This is a genomic window from Pantoea sp. B623 (assembly GCF_024814475.1).
Classification (GTDB): Bacteria; Pseudomonadota; Gammaproteobacteria; order Enterobacterales; family Enterobacteriaceae; genus Pantoea; species Pantoea ananatis.
In genome coordinates this window covers 1,154,750-1,170,875 of the sequence record NZ_JANUXM010000004.1, presented here as the reverse complement: position 1 = coordinate 1,170,875, position 16,126 = coordinate 1,154,750, and the positions used below count along the sequence as shown (strand labels likewise).

The following is a 16,126-nucleotide window of genomic DNA, read 5'->3' as shown; positions in this document are numbered from 1 at the left end:
GACATGATTATTCACCTTCGTAGCCTGGCGGTGTGGGGGCCGCATTCGGCAGGGCAGTATTATTGTCACCTAACATGATGTGATCCAGTATCTGACGCATTACCGTGCCTACGGCGGGTCCGGCTCCGCCGTTTTCCAGAATCATGGTCACGGCGACACGCGGTTTATCGTAAGGGGCAAACGCGGTCATCAGCTTGTGGTCACGCAGGCGTTCTGCGATTTTGTGTGCGTTATAGGTTTCGTTCTCTTTCAGACCGAAGACCTGAGCCGTACCCGATTTCGCGGCAATTTTGTATGGCGCATCGGCAAAGCTCTTGTGAGCCGTACCATTGGGGCGATTGGCCACGCCATACATCCCGTCTTTGGCAATTTCCCAGTAGCCCGAGTGGATATCGCCTATCGGCTGGGAAGGCGGTTGACGATAAGGCACCAGGGTGCGGCCTTCGCGCGTGGCGCGCAGCATATGCGGCACTTTGATAACCCCGTCGTTGATGAGGATCATCATCGCTTTGTTCATCTGCAATGGTGTTGCCGTCCAGTAGCCCTGACCGATACCAACAGGAATGGTATCACCCTGATACCAGGGCTTTTTAAAGCGGCGCATTTTCCAGTCACGCGTCGGCATGTTACCCGCGCTCTCTTGGGGTAAATCAATGCCCGTACGTTCACCGTAGCCGAATTTGGTCATCCACTCCGACAGGCGATCGATGCCCATGTCATAGGCGACCTGATAAAAGAAGGTGTCCGCAGACTCTTCCAGCGATCTGGTGACGTTCAGACGACCGTGGCCCCACTTTTTCCAGTCGCGATAGCGTTTTTCAGAGCCGGGCAGTTGCCACCAGCCGGGATCGAACAGGCTGGTATTTCGGTTGATAACGCCTGCGCTGAGCGCGGAAACGGCGACATAGGGTTTGACCGTTGAGGCTGGCGGATAGGCGGCCTGAATCGCGCGGTTATACAGTGGACGGTTTTCATCGCTCAGTAATCCGCGATAGTCTTTGCTGGAAATTCCGTCAACAAACAGGTTCGGATCGTAACTGGGCGTGGACACCATGGCCAGAATTTCTCCGGTGCGGGGATCGCTTACCACCACTGCAGCACGACTGCCGGCTAACAGCGTTTCGATGTACTGCTGCAGTTTCAGATCAATGGTCAGATAGATATCACGCCCGGCCTGCGGGGATTGCTCGTGCAACTGACGAATAACCCGGCCACGGTTGTTTACCTCAACCTCTTCATAACCGGTTTTACCGTGCAGCAGGTCTTCGTAATAGGCTTCGATACCGAGTTTACCGATATCGTGCGTAGCCGCATAGTTTGGCCATTTCCCTTCTTTGTCCAGACGCGCCACATCCCGATCGTTGATTTTCGATACGTAGCCCACAACGTGGGTCAGGGTTTGCCCAAAGGGATAGTAGCGGCGCTGGTAGCCTTTGACTTCCACGCCGGGAAAGCGGTACTGGTTCACGGCAAAGCGTGCAACCTGCACCTCATTAAGGCCGGTTTTTACCGGGATAGAGGTAAAGCGACGTGAGCGCTTACGCTCTTTTTCAAACGCCTCAATATCGTCATCGGTGAGTTCGAGCACCGGGCGTAAGTTTTGCAGCGTTTGTTTTAAATCGTCGACCTTTTCCGGCACCAGTTCTGCCTGATAAATCGTACGGTTCAGGGCCAGCGGCGTGCCGGTACGGTCATAAATAATGCCGCGGCTGGGTGCAACCGGCACCAGCTTAATGCGGTTTTCATTTGACCGGGTACTGTAGTCGTCGAAACGTAAAATCTGCAGGTGATAGAGATTAACCACCAGCACGGAGGAGAGCAGTAAGATGCCGACAAAAGCGATAAAGGCCCTGCGGACAAAGACTTTTTGTTCGGCGCTGTAATCGCGAAAGGCGTTGCTTTGTAATTTCATCCGCTACTTGTAATGTCTGGAGTGAGCTTATCGGTTATTCACGATGATAAGGATGATTTGTCGTAATGCTCCATGCACGATAGAGGCTCTCTGCAACCAGCACGCGCACCAGCGGATGAGGCAACGTTAACGTTGAGAGAGACCAGCTTTGTTCCGCCGCCGCTTTACAGGCCGGCGCTAATCCTTCAGGCCCGCCAATCAACAGGCTGACGTCACGGCCATCCTGCTTCCAGCGTTCCAGCTGCTGCGCCAGCTGTGGGGTTTCCCAGGGTTGTCCGGGGATATCCAGCGTCACAATGCGGTTGCCTTTACCTGTCGCTGCCAGCATCGCTTCGCCTTCCTTTTCCAGAATGCGTTTGATGTCGGCATTTTTCCCCCGTTTCCCCGCAGGGACTTCCGTTAACTCAAACGGCATGTCTTTGGGAAACCGACGCAGGTATTCCATAAAACCGGTCTGAACCCAGTCAGGCATTTTGGTGCCGACGGCAACAAGCTGCAATTTCACCGCTTAACCCCAGAGCTTTTCCAGTTCATACAACTGACGGCTCTCTTCCTGCATGACGTGCACGATCACTTCGCCCAAATCCACAACGACCCAGTCAGCGGCGGCTTTACCTTCCACGCCCAGCGGCATCAGGCCAGCGGCACGGGATTCCTGCTCGACGTGTTCCGCGATAGAGGTCACGTGGCGCGTTGAGGTACCGGTACAAATGATCATGAAATCAGTGATGCTCGATTTGCCCTGAACGTCGAGAGTCACGATGTTCTGGCCTTTCAAATCATCAATCTTATCAACAACGAACTCTTGGAGTGCTTTACCTTGCAAAAGGTTCCCCTTCAAAACTGGTGATAGCGGGCTGGCTGAAACCCGGAAGACAGCCAAAAAATTTAGCGGCGCAGTATATCACGCCCATATCAGTCGCGATATAAGCCGGCGCGGTCGATGTAGGTTATCACAGAGGCGGGCAATAAATCGTCGCAGGCGAGGTGCTGATGGCGGCGCTGTCTGATCTCGGTGGCCGATATTGCATAAAGCGGGGTTTCCGCCAGCCAGATCGCCCCTGCAGGACGTTGGTGAAGCTGCTGGCTGTCTTGTGTTACATGGCGGTTCAGCCAGCGTTGCATTGCTGGAGACGCCATTTCCGTCGGATAGCCCGGTCGCTTGCAGACCAAAAGATGGCACAGGCTAAGCAGCTCCTGCCAGCGATGCCATTTTTCCAGCGACAGCAGAGAGTCCTGACCAATAATAAAACCCAGAGGTTGTTCACCCCGTTCGGCACGCAGCGCTTCTAAGGTATCGACCGTCCACGAGGGCGTATCACGTTGTAATTCCCGCGTGTCGATGTCAAAAAGCGGCAAATCGCGAATAGCGCACTCGAGCATTTCAACCCGCTGCTGCGGACTGGCCTCTGGTTGGGGCCGGTGCGGCGGCACATTATTGGGCAGCAGTGTGATCCTCGACAGGCCAATTTGCCCGGCCAGCGTTTCCACCGGGCGCAGATGACCAAAATGCACAGGATCGAAGGTACCGCCAAACAGCGCGTGTAAATCAGACATGGGCGAGGCTCGCAGGGAAAGCGCGATTGGCAATCAACATCGACAGCGTCTGCAACTGCGGCCAGACCGACTGACCATAATCCTGCTTTAGAGTAAGTTCGATTTGCATCAACAGATGAATGGCCTGCTGTAGCCTGGAGGCATCAAGGCGCTGAAGTGCTTCCGTAAACAGGTTGCGACGGTTTTGCCAGATACGCTGCTGATCCATTAGCGTACGCAGCGGCTGTTGCGACTGATGCCGTTGCAGATGCAGCAGGGTCATCAAATCGCGCTGCAGGGTGCGGAGCAATATCGCCACTTCGCTCTCTTCTCTTTCTAACTGCTGCAGGATGTGTAAGGCGCGGCGGCTTTTGCCGCCGAGTAGCGCATCCACCCAGTGGTAGGGCGTGAAGTGAGCGGCATCGCTGACGGCGGCTTCAACGCGCGGCAGGGTCAGTTTGCCATCGGGCCATTGCAGTGACAGCCGTTCAAGCGCCTGGGCCAGAGCCAGCAGATTACCTTCATAGCAGTAACACAACAGCTGGACGGCCGCGTCATCGATATCGAGCTTGAGGGTTTTTGCTCGGCTGACAACCCAGCGGGGGAGCTGAGCCTGTTCGGGTGTCTGGCAGGGGACCAGCACGGCATGAGCGGAAAGCGCTTTAAACCAGGCACTGTTTTCCTGGGCTTTACTGAGCTTCGCCATTCGGCAAATCAGCAAAATATCGGCGTGAAGCAGCGGGGCCAGCTTGATCAACTGCTCGGCAATCGCCGCGTTAGGGCCATTTTCCGGGAACTGCAACGTTAACGTTTGACGCTGGGCAAACAGGCTCAGCGACTGGCAGCTCATAAACAGGCTGTCCCAGTCGGTCTGCGCATCCAGTGTAAAACTCAGATGTTCTTCAAAGCCCTGTGCCAGGGCACTGGCCCGAATCGCATCTGCACTTTCCTGCAACAGCAAGGGTTCATTACCGGTTAATAAATAACAGGCGCGCAGCCCCTCACGGAGCTGCGCGCTGAGTTGTTCCGGATAAATCCTGATCATTTCGACTTGGTTGCCGCAGAGGAAGAGACCCCGGCAGCAGGCTGAACCGCTTTTGAAACCGTCGATGTAGAGGGCATCTGCTGATTTTCCATCTGCGCGGCATGCACGGTAAGCAGCTTACGAACCAGCTGTTCGGCAGCGCGCTGACGCATCTCCTGCATAATCATGTCCTGCTCAGCATCTTTCGCCAGCGCCGCGTTCGGGTTATCAAAGAACGAGCGGTAGACGGTTGCGCTGATCGGATAGATCCCTTTATTGGGGATCAGCACCTGAGCAGAAACCGACATCGTCAACTGATATTCCGCTGTGGTACCGCTGATAAATACGGATGCGGTACTGCGGCTTTGTGCTTCTCCACCAAGACGCATCGTCGGGACGGTCAGGCTGTTTTTCTGCGTCGCCTCAACAATATTGACGTTGTTAATCCGCAGCTGCTGGCGCACGGTACGCGTCAGCGGGCCATAAGGGTCACCACTGTCTAAAATCAGCGTTCTCAGTTCGGTTGGCACCTGAGTGGTGCCGCGCGGATGAAAACCACAGCCAGCGGTGATCACCACCGCCAGCATGACAAACAACCTGATAATCGGATGTCGCACAGTTCCTCCTGAACTTAACCCACAACCAGGTTAAGCAGTTTGCCCGGTACATAAATGACTTTACGAATGCTAACACCATCAAGGTATTTCGCCACTAATGGTTCCTCAGCCGCACGAGCCTGAACCTGTTCCTGGGTAGCATCGGCTGCCACGGTAATTTTACCACGGACTTTACCGTTAACCTGCACGACAACCAATAAGGCGTCCTCAACCATCGCGGCGTCATCGGCAACCGGCCATTCTGCATTGTCGATGGTGCCTTGGCCGCCCAGCGTTTGCCACAGTACGAAGCAGGCATGAGGCGTGAACGGATACAGTAAACGCGTCACGGCGAGTAACGCTTCCTGCATCAGTGCACGATCCTGTTCGCTGTCCTGTGGTGCACGCGTCAGCTTGTTCATCAGTTCCATCACGGCGGCAATCGCGGTGTTAAAGGTCTGACGGCGGCCGATATCGTCGGACACTTTGGCAATAGTTTTATGCAGATCGCGACGTAAGCCTTTCTGATCATCGTTCAGGCTGGCAACGTCCAGAGCGACAGTCGCGCCTTTCTGTGAATGGTCATAGGCCAGTTTCCAGACGCGCTTCAGGAAGCGGTTCGCGCCTTCAACACCGGATTCCTGCCACTCCAGCGTCATGTCGGCCGGTGAGGCAAACATCATAAACAGACGTACGGTATCGGCGCCGTAGCGCTCAACCATCAACTGTGGGTCAATGCCGTTGTTTTTCGACTTCGACATTTTGCTCATGCCTGCGTAGATCACCTCACGGCCCTGGGTGTCCACGGCTTTGGTAATGCGGCCTTTCTCATCACGCTCGACGGTGACGTCAACTGGAGACACCCAGTTACGTTCGCCGTTGACGCCCAGATAGTAGAACGCATCCGCCAATACCATGCCCTGGCACAGCAGACGTTTAGCAGGCTCATTCGAGTTTACCAGGCCTGCATCGCGCAGCAGCTTATGGAAGAAACGGAAATACATCAGGTGCATGATGGCGTGTTCGATACCGCCCACATACTGATCCACTGGCAGCCAGTAGTTCGCTGCAGCCGGGTCCAGCATGCCATCTTTATAGTCCGCACAGGTGTAGCGCGCGTAATACCATGAAGACTCCATGAAGGTGTCAAAGGTATCGGTTTCGCGCAGCGCAGGCTGACCGTTCACGGTGGTCTTTGCCCACTCGGGATCGGCCTTAATCGGGCTGGTGATGCCGTCCATGACCACATCTTCAGGCAGGATAACCGGAAGCTGATCTTCTGGCGTGGGCATCACGGTGCCATCTTCCAGCGTCACCATCGGAATGGGCGCGCCCCAGTAGCGCTGACGGGAAACACCCCAGTCGCGCAGGCGATAATTGACTTTACGTACGCCAACACCTTTCGCCGCCAGCGCATCCGCAATGGCGTTGAAACCGGCACTGTGATCCAGACCGCTGCACTCGGCGGAGTTAAACAGCGTACCTTTATCGGTCATCGCGCCAGTGCTTACGTCCGGCTCGCTGCCGTCCAGGTTCAGGATCACCGGCTTGATCGGCAGATCGTATTTCGTGGCAAACTCCCAGTCACGCTGGTCATGTGCCGGAACCGCCATCACGGCACCCGTGCCGTACTCCATCAGCACAAAGTTCGCGACCCAGACAGGAACAGCCTCACCTGTTAACGGGTGCACCGCAGACAGGCCAGTGGCCATGCCTTTCTTTTCCATGGTGGCCATATCGGCTTCGGCCACTTTGGTATTGCGGCATTCGGCAATAAAGTCAGCGAGGGCAGGATTGCTGGCAGCCGCCTGCAGCGCCAGCGGATGACCGGCGGCCACGGCGACATAGGTCGCGCCGTAGAAGGTATCTGGACGCGTGGTATAAACCGTGACTTTCTCAAGGCTGTCCGCGACGTCAAAAGTGATTTCCACGCCTTCAGAGCGGCCGATCCAGTTACGCTGCATGGTTTTGACCTGCTCAGGCCACTCTTCCAGCGTATCCAGATCGTTTAACAGCTCTTCGGCGTAATCGGTGATTTTGATAAACCACTGTGGGATCTCTTTACGCTCAACTTTGGTGTCACAGCGCCAGCAGCAGCCGTCAATAACCTGCTCGTTGGCCAGTACCGTCTGGTCGTTCGGGCACCAGTTCACCGCCGAGGTTTTTTTGTAAACCAGGCCTTTCTCATAGAGTTTGGTAAAGAACCACTGTTCCCAGCGGTAATACTCTGGCTGACAGGTCGCCAGTTCGCGGCTCCAGTCATAGCCAAAGCCCAGCAGTTTAAGCTGGTTTTTCATATACGCGATGTTGTCATAAGTCCAGGGGGCGGGCGCGGTGTTGTTTTTTACCGCCGCGCCTTCCGCAGGCAGACCGAACGCATCCCAACCGATAGGCTGCAGCACATTTTTGCCGAGCATGCGCTGATAACGCGCGATGACGTCGCCGATGGTGTAGTTACGAACGTGACCCATATGAAGGCGGCCAGAAGGATAGGGCAACATGGACAGGCAATAATATTTCTCTTTGCCTTCCTGCTCAGTCACTTTAAACGTTTCGTTTTCATCCCACTGCTGCTGAACGCGGGATTCAATCTCTTCCGGGCGGTATTGCTCTTGCATGGCTGCCTGTGGTCCTTAATAAATGACACTTTGCTGACTTTACGATCCGCATAGCATACCCATAAGGCCGCGCATCAACAACACTTCCCACTTTTGCAGAGGCGATTTATCGTCAAAGCGTCAGTGCTTTCACTCTTTTACCATTCCTTACCCAGGGAACCGGGCAAATGTGACAAAGTAGCTAAACTTAGTACAGGTACCGAGCGCAAAAAGGAGAATAAAATGAATAAAGTGGCACAGGAGTATCATGAGTCGTTGGCGGTATTAACCGAACGTCTTCGCCACGGCGATCGCGATCTGGATACGCTGGTAGAAGATAGACGCAGTTATTTACGTGCGCACTCCGATCTGACACCGGACGAAATCGATCGGGCGCTGGCGTCGGTGCGCCGCGATTTGGCTGAGTTTGGTCGTAACTATGCCGAAGCAGAAGAACCGGTTGCGGACTCGGTCTTTATGCGCGTGATCCGGGAAAGTATCTGGAAAGAGCTGGCGGACATCACCGATAAAAGTCAGCTGGAATGGCGGGAAGTCTTTCAGGATTTGCAACACCACGGCGTTTACCAAAGTGGTGAGGTGGTGGGCCTGGGCAACCTGGTCTGCGAAAAATGCCATTTTACCCGGGCGATTTATACGCCAGAAACCCTGTCGCGCTGCCCGGAATGTCACCACGATCAGTTTTATCGTCAGCCTTTTGAGCCGTAAAAGAAGCAGGCGGGCAGGGTGCCCGCCTGTTTTTTAGTGCAGAATTTTTGCCAGGAAATCCTTCGCCCGTTCTGACTGCGGATTATTAAAGAAGTCGTCTTTATTCGTGTCTTCGATAATTTTGCCTTCATCCATAAAGATCACCCGGTTGGCTACCTTACGGGCAAAGCCCATTTCGTGCGTAACAACCATCATGGTCATGCCTTCCTGCGCCAGTTCCACCATCACGTCCAGCACTTCGTTGATCATTTCAGGATCGAGCGCCGATGTGGGTTCATCGAACAACATGGCAATGGGATCCATGCACAGCGCCCGGGCAATGGCGACACGTTGCTGCTGACCGCCGGAAAGCTGTCCGGGAAACTTTTCCGCATGGGCAGACAGACCGACGCGAGTCAGAAGCTTGAGGCCTTTATCACGGGCGGCGGCTTTATCACGCTTTAGCACTTTGACCTGCGCCAGTACCAGATTGTCGATAATGCTCAGGTGAGGAAACAGTTCGAAATGCTGAAACACCATGCCGACTTTGCTGCGCAGCGTGGCCAGATTGGTTTTTTTATTGTTTACCTCTGTGCCGTTTACCGTAATGCTGCCCTGCTGGATCGGCTCCAGGCCATTGACGGTTTTAATCAGAGTTGATTTGCCGGAACCTGACGGTCCACATACCACCACCACTTCACCGGTCTGAACCTCGGTAGAGCAGTCGGTTAGCACCTGAAATTGACCATACCACTTGGAAACGTTTTTCAGGTTAATCATTTAAACCGTCCTTTTTCTTTTTAGATAGCTGACCAACAGCGACGCGCTCAGGCTGATCACAAAGTAGACCAGACCAGCAAACAAAATCATTTCTACCTGGGTGCCGTCACGCTCGCCAATGGTGGAAGCGGTACGGAAGAAGTCAGCCAGACTCAATACATAAACCAGCGAGGTATCCTGAAACAGGACGATGCCCTGCGTCAGTAACAGCGGCACCATGGCGCGAAACGCCTGAGGAAGAATAACCAGCCTCATCGACTGCCACTGCGTCATTCCCAGCGCCAGCGCAGCGCTGGACTGCCCACGCGCGATACTGATAATCCCGGCACGAATGATTTCAGAATAGTAGGCGGCTTCAAACAGGGAAAAGGCCACCATTGCTGAGATCAGGCGGATGTCGGTCTTGGGCGAAATCCCCAGCACCTGCTGTAAAAAGCTGGGAACGACCAGATAAAACCACAGCAGCACCATCACCAGCGGCACTGAACGGAACAGGTTGACATACAGTTTGGCAAACCAACTGACAGGTTTAAAAGTGGACAGGCGCATCACCGCCAGCAGGGTGCCCCACAGGATGCCAAACACAACGGCCGTCAGGGTGATCTTAAAGGTGATCATCAGGCCACTGAACAGATAAGGCAGGCTGGGAGGAATCGAACTCCAGTCAAATGCGTACATTATTTGCCTCCCACGTTGCCAGGCAGGCGCACTTTGCGTTCGACCAGGCCCATCAGTACCATAATCACCAGGTTAATTCCCACGTAAGCCAGGGTAATCGCCGTAAAGGATTCGTAGGCGTGCGAGGAATAGTCCAGCAGTTTGCCGGCCTGAGCCGCCATATCCACCAGGCCGATCGTCGAGGCAATAGCCGAGTTTTTCACCAGATTAAGCATTTCTGACGTCATTGGCGGCACGATTACCCGGTAAGCATTGGGCAACAGCACATAGCGATAGGTTTGGGGCAGCGTCAGCCCCATGGCCAGCCCGGCATTCTTTTGTCCACGCGGTAAAGACTGAATGGCTGCACGCACCTGCTCGCACACACGGGCAGCGGTGAACAGTCCCAGACAGACAACAGAGGAGATAAAGAATTGCAGATTGGGATCCAGCTCCGACTTAAACCACATCCCCAGATCCTGTCCTACCAACTCTGGCGCAACCAGATACCAGAAGAAGAACTGAACAATCAGGGGGATATTACGAAACAGTTCGACATAGCAGGTTCCTATCGTTGATAACAGACGATTAGGCACAGTACGCAGAATGCCGAAAAATGAACCCACACAGAAAGCAATAATCCAGGCACAACAGGAGACGGCAATCGTCACCTGAAAACCGGACCACAGCCAGCCGAGATAGGTGGTATTACCGAACGGGGCCTGTTCGAGAAATATGCCCCAGTTCCAATCGATACCCATAACGAGCTCCGGTAAAAAAGGGTAGCAGAGCTACCCTGAAGATTGATGAGCGGCTAATTTCGCCTGATTCGGGGGAACGACCCGTTCAGGCTGTCTGTCCACGCCGCGGTTTCAGCAATCGAGAGGGCGACGAGGCCGCCCTTGTTATCGTTGTTAATTCAGTGCCTTGTCATTCGGCGTTTTGAACAGCGTTTTCATGTCGTCAGACAGTTCAAAGTTCATGTTCAGGTTTTTTGGCGGAATAGGCTGTTTAAACCAGGTGTCGAACCATTTCTCTGCCTGACCGGAGGTCTGGGCTTTGGCAATGGTGTCATCGACCAGGGCTTTGAACTGCGGATCGTCTTTACGCAGCATACAGCCATAGGCTTCTTTAGACTGTGGCGTACCGATGATGACCCAGTCATCCGGCTTTTTCGCTTTGGCGCGTTCGCCTGCCAGCAGGGCATCATCCATCATAAAGGCCACGGCGCGACCGGTTTCCAGCGTGCGGAATGAATCACCATGGTCTTTGGCGCTGATGATGCGCATATCCATCTTTTTCTCGTCGTTCAGTTTGTGCAGCAGCACTTCTGACGTGGTACCCGAGGTCACTACAACGGTTTTGCCTTTCAAATCGTCAAAATCTTTGATCGGGCTGCCTTTCTTAACCAGCAAACGGGTGCCGATAACAAAAATGGTATCGGAGAACGCCGCCTGTTTCTGGCGCTCAAGGTTGTTAGTGGTAGAGCCACATTCGTAATCGTATGTGCCGTTTTGCAGCAGGGGAATACGGTTTTGTGAGGTGATCGGGATCATTTTGATTTGCAGATCGGGCTTATTTAACTTGGCTTTAATGGCTTCTGCGATAGCGTTTGAATACGCCTGAGAATAGCCAACGACTTTTTGCTGGTTGTCGTAATAAGAAAAGGGAACTGATGATTCACGATGCCCGATGACAATGACGCCATTGTCATTGATTTTCTTCAGGGTACCGCTCAGATCTTCCGCCTGGGCCGCTCCCGCCGCTGCGCTTAACAGCAGAAGAGATAATGCCACTTTGCGTAATTGCATGTTCCAACTCCTTCATGTGGAAAGTGCACAGGATCTACCCTGTACTGATTGTGTGATGTTGTGTGTATTTTGCGCTGCTTTTTTTGTTATCCCTTCGCGCGACTGCGCTAAGAATATTCACTAACATAGCGGATTGTTAACTCAATGAAACAAAAAAGTTTCTTTTTTGCGATGTCATTCGCACCAAAAAAAGGCAAATAATCGCCATTGCACGTAAAAGGTGCGCATCTGGACTCTTTTTAGTGCGTCTCGTCCGTTAACTGGCCCGAATGTCGATGAATACAGAAACATTTTGCAATCATCGTGCCAAAACATAATGACAATTGGGTGAAATGGCCGTTTTACTGCAGAGGCAGAGGCAGAGGCAGAGGCAGAGGCAGAGGCAGAGGCAGAGGCAGAGGCAGACAGAAGAAGAGGCGGCGAAACAGCGCTTCGCCGCAGAGGATTAGCGGTTACGCCTGATAAAGGCAATGACGCCGCTCAGCAGCGCGGCTAACCACACCGGCCAGATGCCGGCTTTAGAATAGGGCGTTTCACCGCGGGTGGGCGTCACGTTATCCACTAAAACATCCCGGGTGAACTGGGGCAGCACTTTCTCCACATCGCCATCGGCATTTACCACGGCCGTTACGCCGTTGTTAGTGCCGCGCAGAAGTGGCCTGCCCAGTTCCAGCGCTCGCATACGCGCCATCTGGAAATGCTGCCAGGGGCCAATCGAGTGACCAAACCAGGCGTCGTTAGAAACGGTTAACAGGAAATTGGTATCCGGACGGAAGTTGGCGCGCACCTGTTCACCCAACACAATCTCATAGCAAATGGCCGTGGTCAGATGATAATTCGCCACATTAAGCTGAGGTTGCAAATAAGCGCCGCGGCTAAAGGCGGACATCGGCAAATCAAAGAAAGGGGCCAGCGGACGCAGCAGATCGGCCATGGGCACGAATTCCCCAAACGGTACCAGGTGGTTTTTTTGGTAGCGGTTAGTGCTGTAGTAGTTATAGGGTTTCGGGCCGCCCAGCACGATGACCGTGTTGTAGTCGTGGTAACGATTCTGTTCCAGCCGTGAATCGACGATGCCGGTTACCAGCGAGCTGCCGCGCGCGCGCAGTTCATTATCCAGCGAACGCAGGAAAGGCTGCTGGTTGCTTTCCAGATCGGTAATGGCCGACTCAGGCCAGATAATAATGGGGGCTTTGCCCATCAGCGGCTGACTCAAATCGCTGTAGATGCGCAGGGTATTTAGCAGCTGCTGCGGATCCCACTTCATTGACTGGGGAATATCACCCTGTACCAGCGCCACGTTGACCGCCTGCTTCGGCAGCGCCTGATACCAGTGCAGATAGCGTAACGGCCAGCATACCGCCAGTAATGCCAACGCGCCCAGCAGGCTTTTAAGATGGCGTTGCTGCAGAGCATAAACCAGTAAGCCCGCAACGATCATCAGCAGGAAGGTGATGGTTTCCACACCGGCCAGGGGCGCAATCCCTTTTAACGGGCCGTTAATCTGGCTATAGCCGAACTGCAGCCACGGAAAGCCGGTTAATATCCAGCCGCGTAAAAATTCGGTGATCTGCCACAGCGCCGGCGCGGCCAGGGCCAGTCGCCACAGGGTAGTTCGCGGCCAAATGCGGTTGAGCAGTCCGGCAAACAGCGCCGGATAAACGGCCAGATAAGCCGCGAGCAAAACCACCAGGAATACGTTAACCGGGCCTGGCATTCCGCCAAAGGTAGCGATACTGACATAGACCCAGTTAATCCCGCTGCCAAAAAGGCCAAACCCCCAGATGAAACCTATGGCGCTGGCCTGCGGGCTGGTGCGGTTTAACGTAAGGATTTGCAACCCACACAGCGAGACGAGGGCAGCAGGCCAAAAATCATAGGGGGAAAACGCCAGCGTGCCGCAGGCACCGCTGAGTAAAGCCAGCAGCAGACGGACCCGCTGCTGCTGGTAAAGTGAGGCTAATGCCATAAATTTATTCGTCATCCAGTTGAGGTTGCGCCGAATTTTCCGGAATTTTTACGTGCACCTGGATGATACGACGGCTGTCAGCCATGGCAACTTTGAACTGGTAACCATCGATGTCGATGCTTTCGCCGCGCGCCGGCAGGTGACCAAAGCCCTGCATCACCAGTCCACCGATGGTATCCACTTCATCGTCGCTGAACTGGGTGCCAAATACCTCGTTGAAATCTTCAATCGGGGTAAGTGCGCGAACGGTATAAGTCTGACGGTTGAGCTGGCGGATATCACGATCTTCTTCATCGTCATATTCGTCTTCGATTTCGCCCACGATCAGTTCCAGAATATCTTCAATCGTGACCAGCCCGGACACACCACCAAACTCATCGATCACAATCGCCATATGATAGCGCTGTGAGCGAAACTCTTTCAGCATGCGGTCAACGCGCTTGCTCTCAGGGACCACGACCGCCGGACGCAGGACTTTTTCCACGCTGAAAGGCTCAGATTCGCTGCTCATAAACGGCAGCAGATCTTTCGCCATCAGGATCCCTTCAACGTGGTCTTTGTCTTCGCTGATGACCGGAAAGCGGGAGTGCGCGGAATCGATAATCACGCTGAGGCACTCTTCCAGGTTCTGATTACGTTTCAGCGTAATCATCTGGGAGCGGGGGATCATGATGTCACGCACGCGCTGTTCTGCAATATCCAGCACGCCCTCGAGCATGTCCCGGGTATCCTGATCAATCAGATCTTTTTGATTGGAGTCACGGATCAGGCCCAGTAGCTCGTCACGGTTTTTAGGTTCACCGTGGAACAGTTGGTTGATGAGAAGGGAAAAAAATCCCTTTTTACTACTGGGTGCATCGCTGTTTTGAGAATGGTCGTCGCTCATGGCGGTTTTTAAAGATCTCTCTGGTAAGGAAATTACGCTGCCGGCCTGTTCACCAGCAGCAGGGTGGCCTGAATCAGATACTCAGGTGTTTTCTTTCTCCGAAATGTACGGATCAGGATAACCAAGAGCAAGCATTATCTCTGTCTCAATACCTTCCATCTCTTCGGCTTCACTGTCTTCAATGTGATCATAACCCAACAGATGCAGCGTGCCATGGATCACCATGTGCGCCCAGTGGGCTTCTGGGGTTTTTCCCTGCTCCTGCGCTTCCTGCTCAACGACCTGACGACAAATGATCAGATCGCCTAACAGCGGTAATTCAATGCCGGGCGGGGCTTCAAAGGGAAATGACAGCACATTGGTTGGTTTATCTTTGCCCCGATAGGTCAGATTAAGTTCATGGCTTTCGGCTTCATCCACCAGACGAATGGTCACTTCACTTTCTGGCTGGAAGGGCGTTACCGCCGCTTCCAGCCAGCGTTGAAACTGGCTTTCAGTCGGTAAATTATCGGTCTGCTCGCAGGCCAGCTGCAGATCGAGGATCACGTCGCTCATGAATTCTCCTGGGCGCTGTGCTGGGCCGCAAGGGCATCACGTTTACGCTCTTCCGCTTGCTGATCGCGGCGTTTTTGATCGGCTTCTTCCCAGGCTTCATAAGCGGTCACAATGCGTGCCACTACGGGATGACGCACAACGTCTTCGCTGTGGAAGAAGTTGAAGCTGATCTCTTCCACTTCAGACAGCACCTCAATGGCGTGACGTAAACCGGATTTCGTGTGGCGCGGCAGGTCAATCTGCGTCACGTCACCGGTGATGACCGCTTTAGAGTTAAAGCCAATACGGGTCAGAAACATCTTCATCTGCTCGATAGTGGTGTTCTGACTTTCATCAAGAATAATGAAGGCGTCATTGAGCGTACGGCCGCGCATGTAGGCCAGCGGGGCCACTTCAATGACGTTGCGCTCCATGAGTTTCTCGACCTTTTCGAATCCCAACATCTCAAACAGGGCGTCATAAAGAGGGCGCAGATACGGGTCCACTTTCTGACTCAGGTCGCCCGGCAGAAAGCCCAGTTTTTCCCCCGCTTCGACCGCGGGACGCGTCAGCAGGATACGTCGAATCTCCTGACGCTCAAGCGCATCGACCGCGGCGGCCACGGCCAGATAGGTTTTACCCGTACCGGCCGGACCCACGCCAAAGGTGATGTCATGGTCGAGAACATTCGCAATGTACTGTGCCTGATTCGGCGTACGTGGCTTAATGACGCCACGTTTGGTCTTAATGTTGACCGCCTTACCATAGTCCGGCACGCTTTCCGCCGTTTGTTCCAGCACCCGGCTCTCTTTAATCGCCAGGTGAATCTGTTCAGGCTCAATATCCGGGATCTCCCCGCGCACTGGCGCAGTATCGACATAGAGCGTTTTCAGGATTTCAACCGCGGCATTCACACACAGCACCCGACCAACCAGTTTAAACTGGTTGTCACGGCGATTAATCTCAATGCCAAGACGACGTTCCAGCTGTTTCACATTATCGTCGAACGGACCACACAGGCTCATCAGACGGCGGTTATCAGCCGGTTCAAGGGCGATTTCACGGGTTTCAATATTCAAACGAATCCTTTGGGTCACTCAGGGCCAGTTGAAAGGGTTT

Annotated in this window: 16 protein-coding genes; 1 reads left to right on the top strand and 15 read right to left on the bottom strand. The window is 53.9% G+C overall.

Translation table 11 applies throughout. The features are described from left to right. Nucleotides 1-7 precede the first annotated feature (7 nt). From mrdA to leuS, 7 genes are all read right to left on the bottom strand, one after another. On the bottom strand, nt 8-1,912 hold the full coding sequence (mrdA, locus tag NXS97_RS07405) for a peptidoglycan DD-transpeptidase MrdA (protein WP_116219541.1): 1,905 nt from the start codon (nt 1,910-1,912) through the stop codon (nt 8-10). Nucleotides 1,913-1,946: 34 nt separating this feature from the next. Beyond that, entirely contained in the window at nt 1,947-2,417 is a 471-nt protein-coding gene (gene rlmH, locus NXS97_RS07400; RefSeq protein ID WP_013025014.1) for a 23S rRNA (pseudouridine(1915)-N(3))-methyltransferase RlmH, read from the bottom strand. A gap of 3 nt (nt 2,418-2,420) precedes the next feature. Next, on the bottom strand, nt 2,421-2,738 hold the full coding sequence (rsfS, locus tag NXS97_RS07395) for a ribosome silencing factor (RefSeq protein WP_014606314.1): 318 nt from the start codon (nt 2,736-2,738) through the stop codon (nt 2,421-2,423). 89 nt (nt 2,739-2,827) lie between these two features. Next, on the bottom strand, nt 2,828-3,469 hold the full coding sequence (gene nadD / locus NXS97_RS07390; RefSeq protein WP_088900399.1) for a nicotinate-nucleotide adenylyltransferase: 642 nt from the start codon (nt 3,467-3,469) through the stop codon (nt 2,828-2,830). Beyond that, complete coding sequence (gene holA / locus NXS97_RS07385; protein ID WP_014606313.1) at nt 3,462-4,493, bottom strand: DNA polymerase III subunit delta; 1,032 nt, start codon at nt 4,491-4,493, stop codon at nt 3,462-3,464. Before holA ends, nadD begins: the two co-directional genes overlap by 8 nt. Further along, complete coding sequence (lptE, locus tag NXS97_RS07380) at nt 4,490-5,089, bottom strand: LPS assembly lipoprotein LptE (protein WP_014606312.1); 600 nt, start codon at nt 5,087-5,089, stop codon at nt 4,490-4,492. The genes holA and lptE overlap by 4 nt, the downstream gene beginning before the upstream one ends. 14 nt (nt 5,090-5,103) lie before the next feature. Beyond that, nucleotides 5,104-7,686: a leucine--tRNA ligase gene (gene leuS / locus NXS97_RS07375; protein ID WP_014593168.1), complete on the bottom strand. Its 2,583-nt coding sequence runs from the start codon at nt 7,684-7,686 to the stop codon at nt 5,104-5,106. 222 nt (nt 7,687-7,908) lie between these two features. Between leuS and NXS97_RS07370 the strand changes: the two genes are divergently transcribed. Beyond that, nucleotides 7,909-8,391, top strand: coding sequence for a zinc ribbon-containing protein (locus NXS97_RS07370; protein ID WP_014593169.1), 483 nt, complete (start codon nt 7,909-7,911; stop codon nt 8,389-8,391). A 33-nt stretch (nt 8,392-8,424) separates the two neighbouring features. Here NXS97_RS07370 and NXS97_RS07365 read toward each other — a convergent pair whose 3' ends face one another. The 8 genes from NXS97_RS07365 to NXS97_RS07330 all read right to left on the bottom strand — a co-directional run bounded on the left by NXS97_RS07365 (nt 8,425) and on the right by NXS97_RS07330 (nt 16,086). Beyond that, the gene (locus NXS97_RS07365) at nt 8,425-9,150 is read right to left on the bottom strand and encodes an amino acid ABC transporter ATP-binding protein (protein WP_013025021.1); all 726 of its coding nucleotides are present in this window, start codon (nt 9,148-9,150) and stop codon (nt 8,425-8,427) included. Then, on the bottom strand, nt 9,151-9,828 hold the full coding sequence (gene gltK / locus NXS97_RS07360) for a glutamate/aspartate ABC transporter permease GltK (protein ID WP_013025022.1): 678 nt from the start codon (nt 9,826-9,828) through the stop codon (nt 9,151-9,153). Further along, nucleotides 9,828-10,568, bottom strand: coding sequence for an amino acid ABC transporter permease (locus tag NXS97_RS07355; protein WP_013025023.1), 741 nt, complete (start codon nt 10,566-10,568; stop codon nt 9,828-9,830). Before NXS97_RS07355 ends, gltK begins: the two co-directional genes overlap by 1 nt. Before the next feature lie 153 nt (nt 10,569-10,721). After that, nucleotides 10,722-11,618 carry an amino acid ABC transporter substrate-binding protein gene (locus NXS97_RS07350; protein WP_013025024.1) on the bottom strand — a complete coding sequence of 299 codons (897 nt, stop codon included), beginning with the start codon at nt 11,616-11,618 and terminating at the stop codon, nt 10,722-10,724. Between the two features lie 445 nt (nt 11,619-12,063). After that, nucleotides 12,064-13,587: an apolipoprotein N-acyltransferase gene (gene lnt / locus NXS97_RS07345; protein WP_026021048.1), complete on the bottom strand. Its 1,524-nt coding sequence runs from the start codon at nt 13,585-13,587 to the stop codon at nt 12,064-12,066. 4 nt (nt 13,588-13,591) lie between these two features. Further along, nucleotides 13,592-14,473: a CNNM family magnesium/cobalt transport protein CorC gene (corC, locus tag NXS97_RS07340; protein WP_014593173.1), complete on the bottom strand. Its 882-nt coding sequence runs from the start codon at nt 14,471-14,473 to the stop codon at nt 13,592-13,594. 81 nt (nt 14,474-14,554) lie between these two features. Then, nucleotides 14,555-15,028, bottom strand: a complete 474-nt coding sequence (ybeY, locus tag NXS97_RS07335) for an rRNA maturation RNase YbeY (protein WP_013025028.1) — start codon at nt 15,026-15,028, stop codon at nt 14,555-14,557. After that, nucleotides 15,025-16,086, bottom strand: coding sequence for a PhoH family protein (locus NXS97_RS07330; RefSeq protein ID WP_116219542.1), 1,062 nt, complete (start codon nt 16,084-16,086; stop codon nt 15,025-15,027). The genes ybeY and NXS97_RS07330 overlap by 4 nt, the downstream gene beginning before the upstream one ends. Nucleotides 16,087-16,126 lie beyond the last annotated feature (40 nt).

Bases quoted from the DNA above. Each gene is read 5' to 3' on its own strand.
- NXS97_RS07355 (WP_013025023.1), bottom strand. From the start codon at position 10,568: ATGGGTATCGATTGGAACTGGGGCATATTTCTCGAACAGGCCCCGTTC.
- lnt (WP_026021048.1), bottom strand. From the start codon at position 13,587: ATGGCATTAGCCTCACTTTACCAGCAGCAGCGGGTCCGTCTGCTGCTG.
- corC (WP_014593173.1), bottom strand. From the start codon at position 14,473: ATGAGCGACGACCATTCTCAAAACAGCGATGCACCCAGTAGTAAAAAG.
- gltK (WP_013025022.1), bottom strand. From the start codon at position 9,828: ATGTACGCATTTGACTGGAGTTCGATTCCTCCCAGCCTGCCTTATCTG.
- NXS97_RS07365 (WP_013025021.1), bottom strand. From the start codon at position 9,150: ATGATTAACCTGAAAAACGTTTCCAAGTGGTATGGTCAATTTCAGGTG.
- NXS97_RS07370 (WP_014593169.1), top strand. From the start codon at position 7,909: ATGAATAAAGTGGCACAGGAGTATCATGAGTCGTTGGCGGTATTAACC.
- ybeY (WP_013025028.1), bottom strand. From the start codon at position 15,028: ATGAGCGACGTGATCCTCGATCTGCAGCTGGCCTGCGAGCAGACCGAT.
- holA (WP_014606313.1), bottom strand. From the start codon at position 4,493: ATGATCAGGATTTATCCGGAACAACTCAGCGCGCAGCTCCGTGAGGGG.
- leuS (WP_014593168.1), bottom strand. From the start codon at position 7,686: ATGCAAGAGCAATACCGCCCGGAAGAGATTGAATCCCGCGTTCAGCAG.
- mrdA (WP_116219541.1), bottom strand. From the start codon at position 1,912: ATGAAATTACAAAGCAACGCCTTTCGCGATTACAGCGCCGAACAAAAA.
- NXS97_RS07350 (WP_013025024.1), bottom strand. From the start codon at position 11,618: ATGCAATTACGCAAAGTGGCATTATCTCTTCTGCTGTTAAGCGCAGCG.
- nadD (WP_088900399.1), bottom strand. From the start codon at position 3,469: ATGTCTGATTTACACGCGCTGTTTGGCGGTACCTTCGATCCTGTGCAT.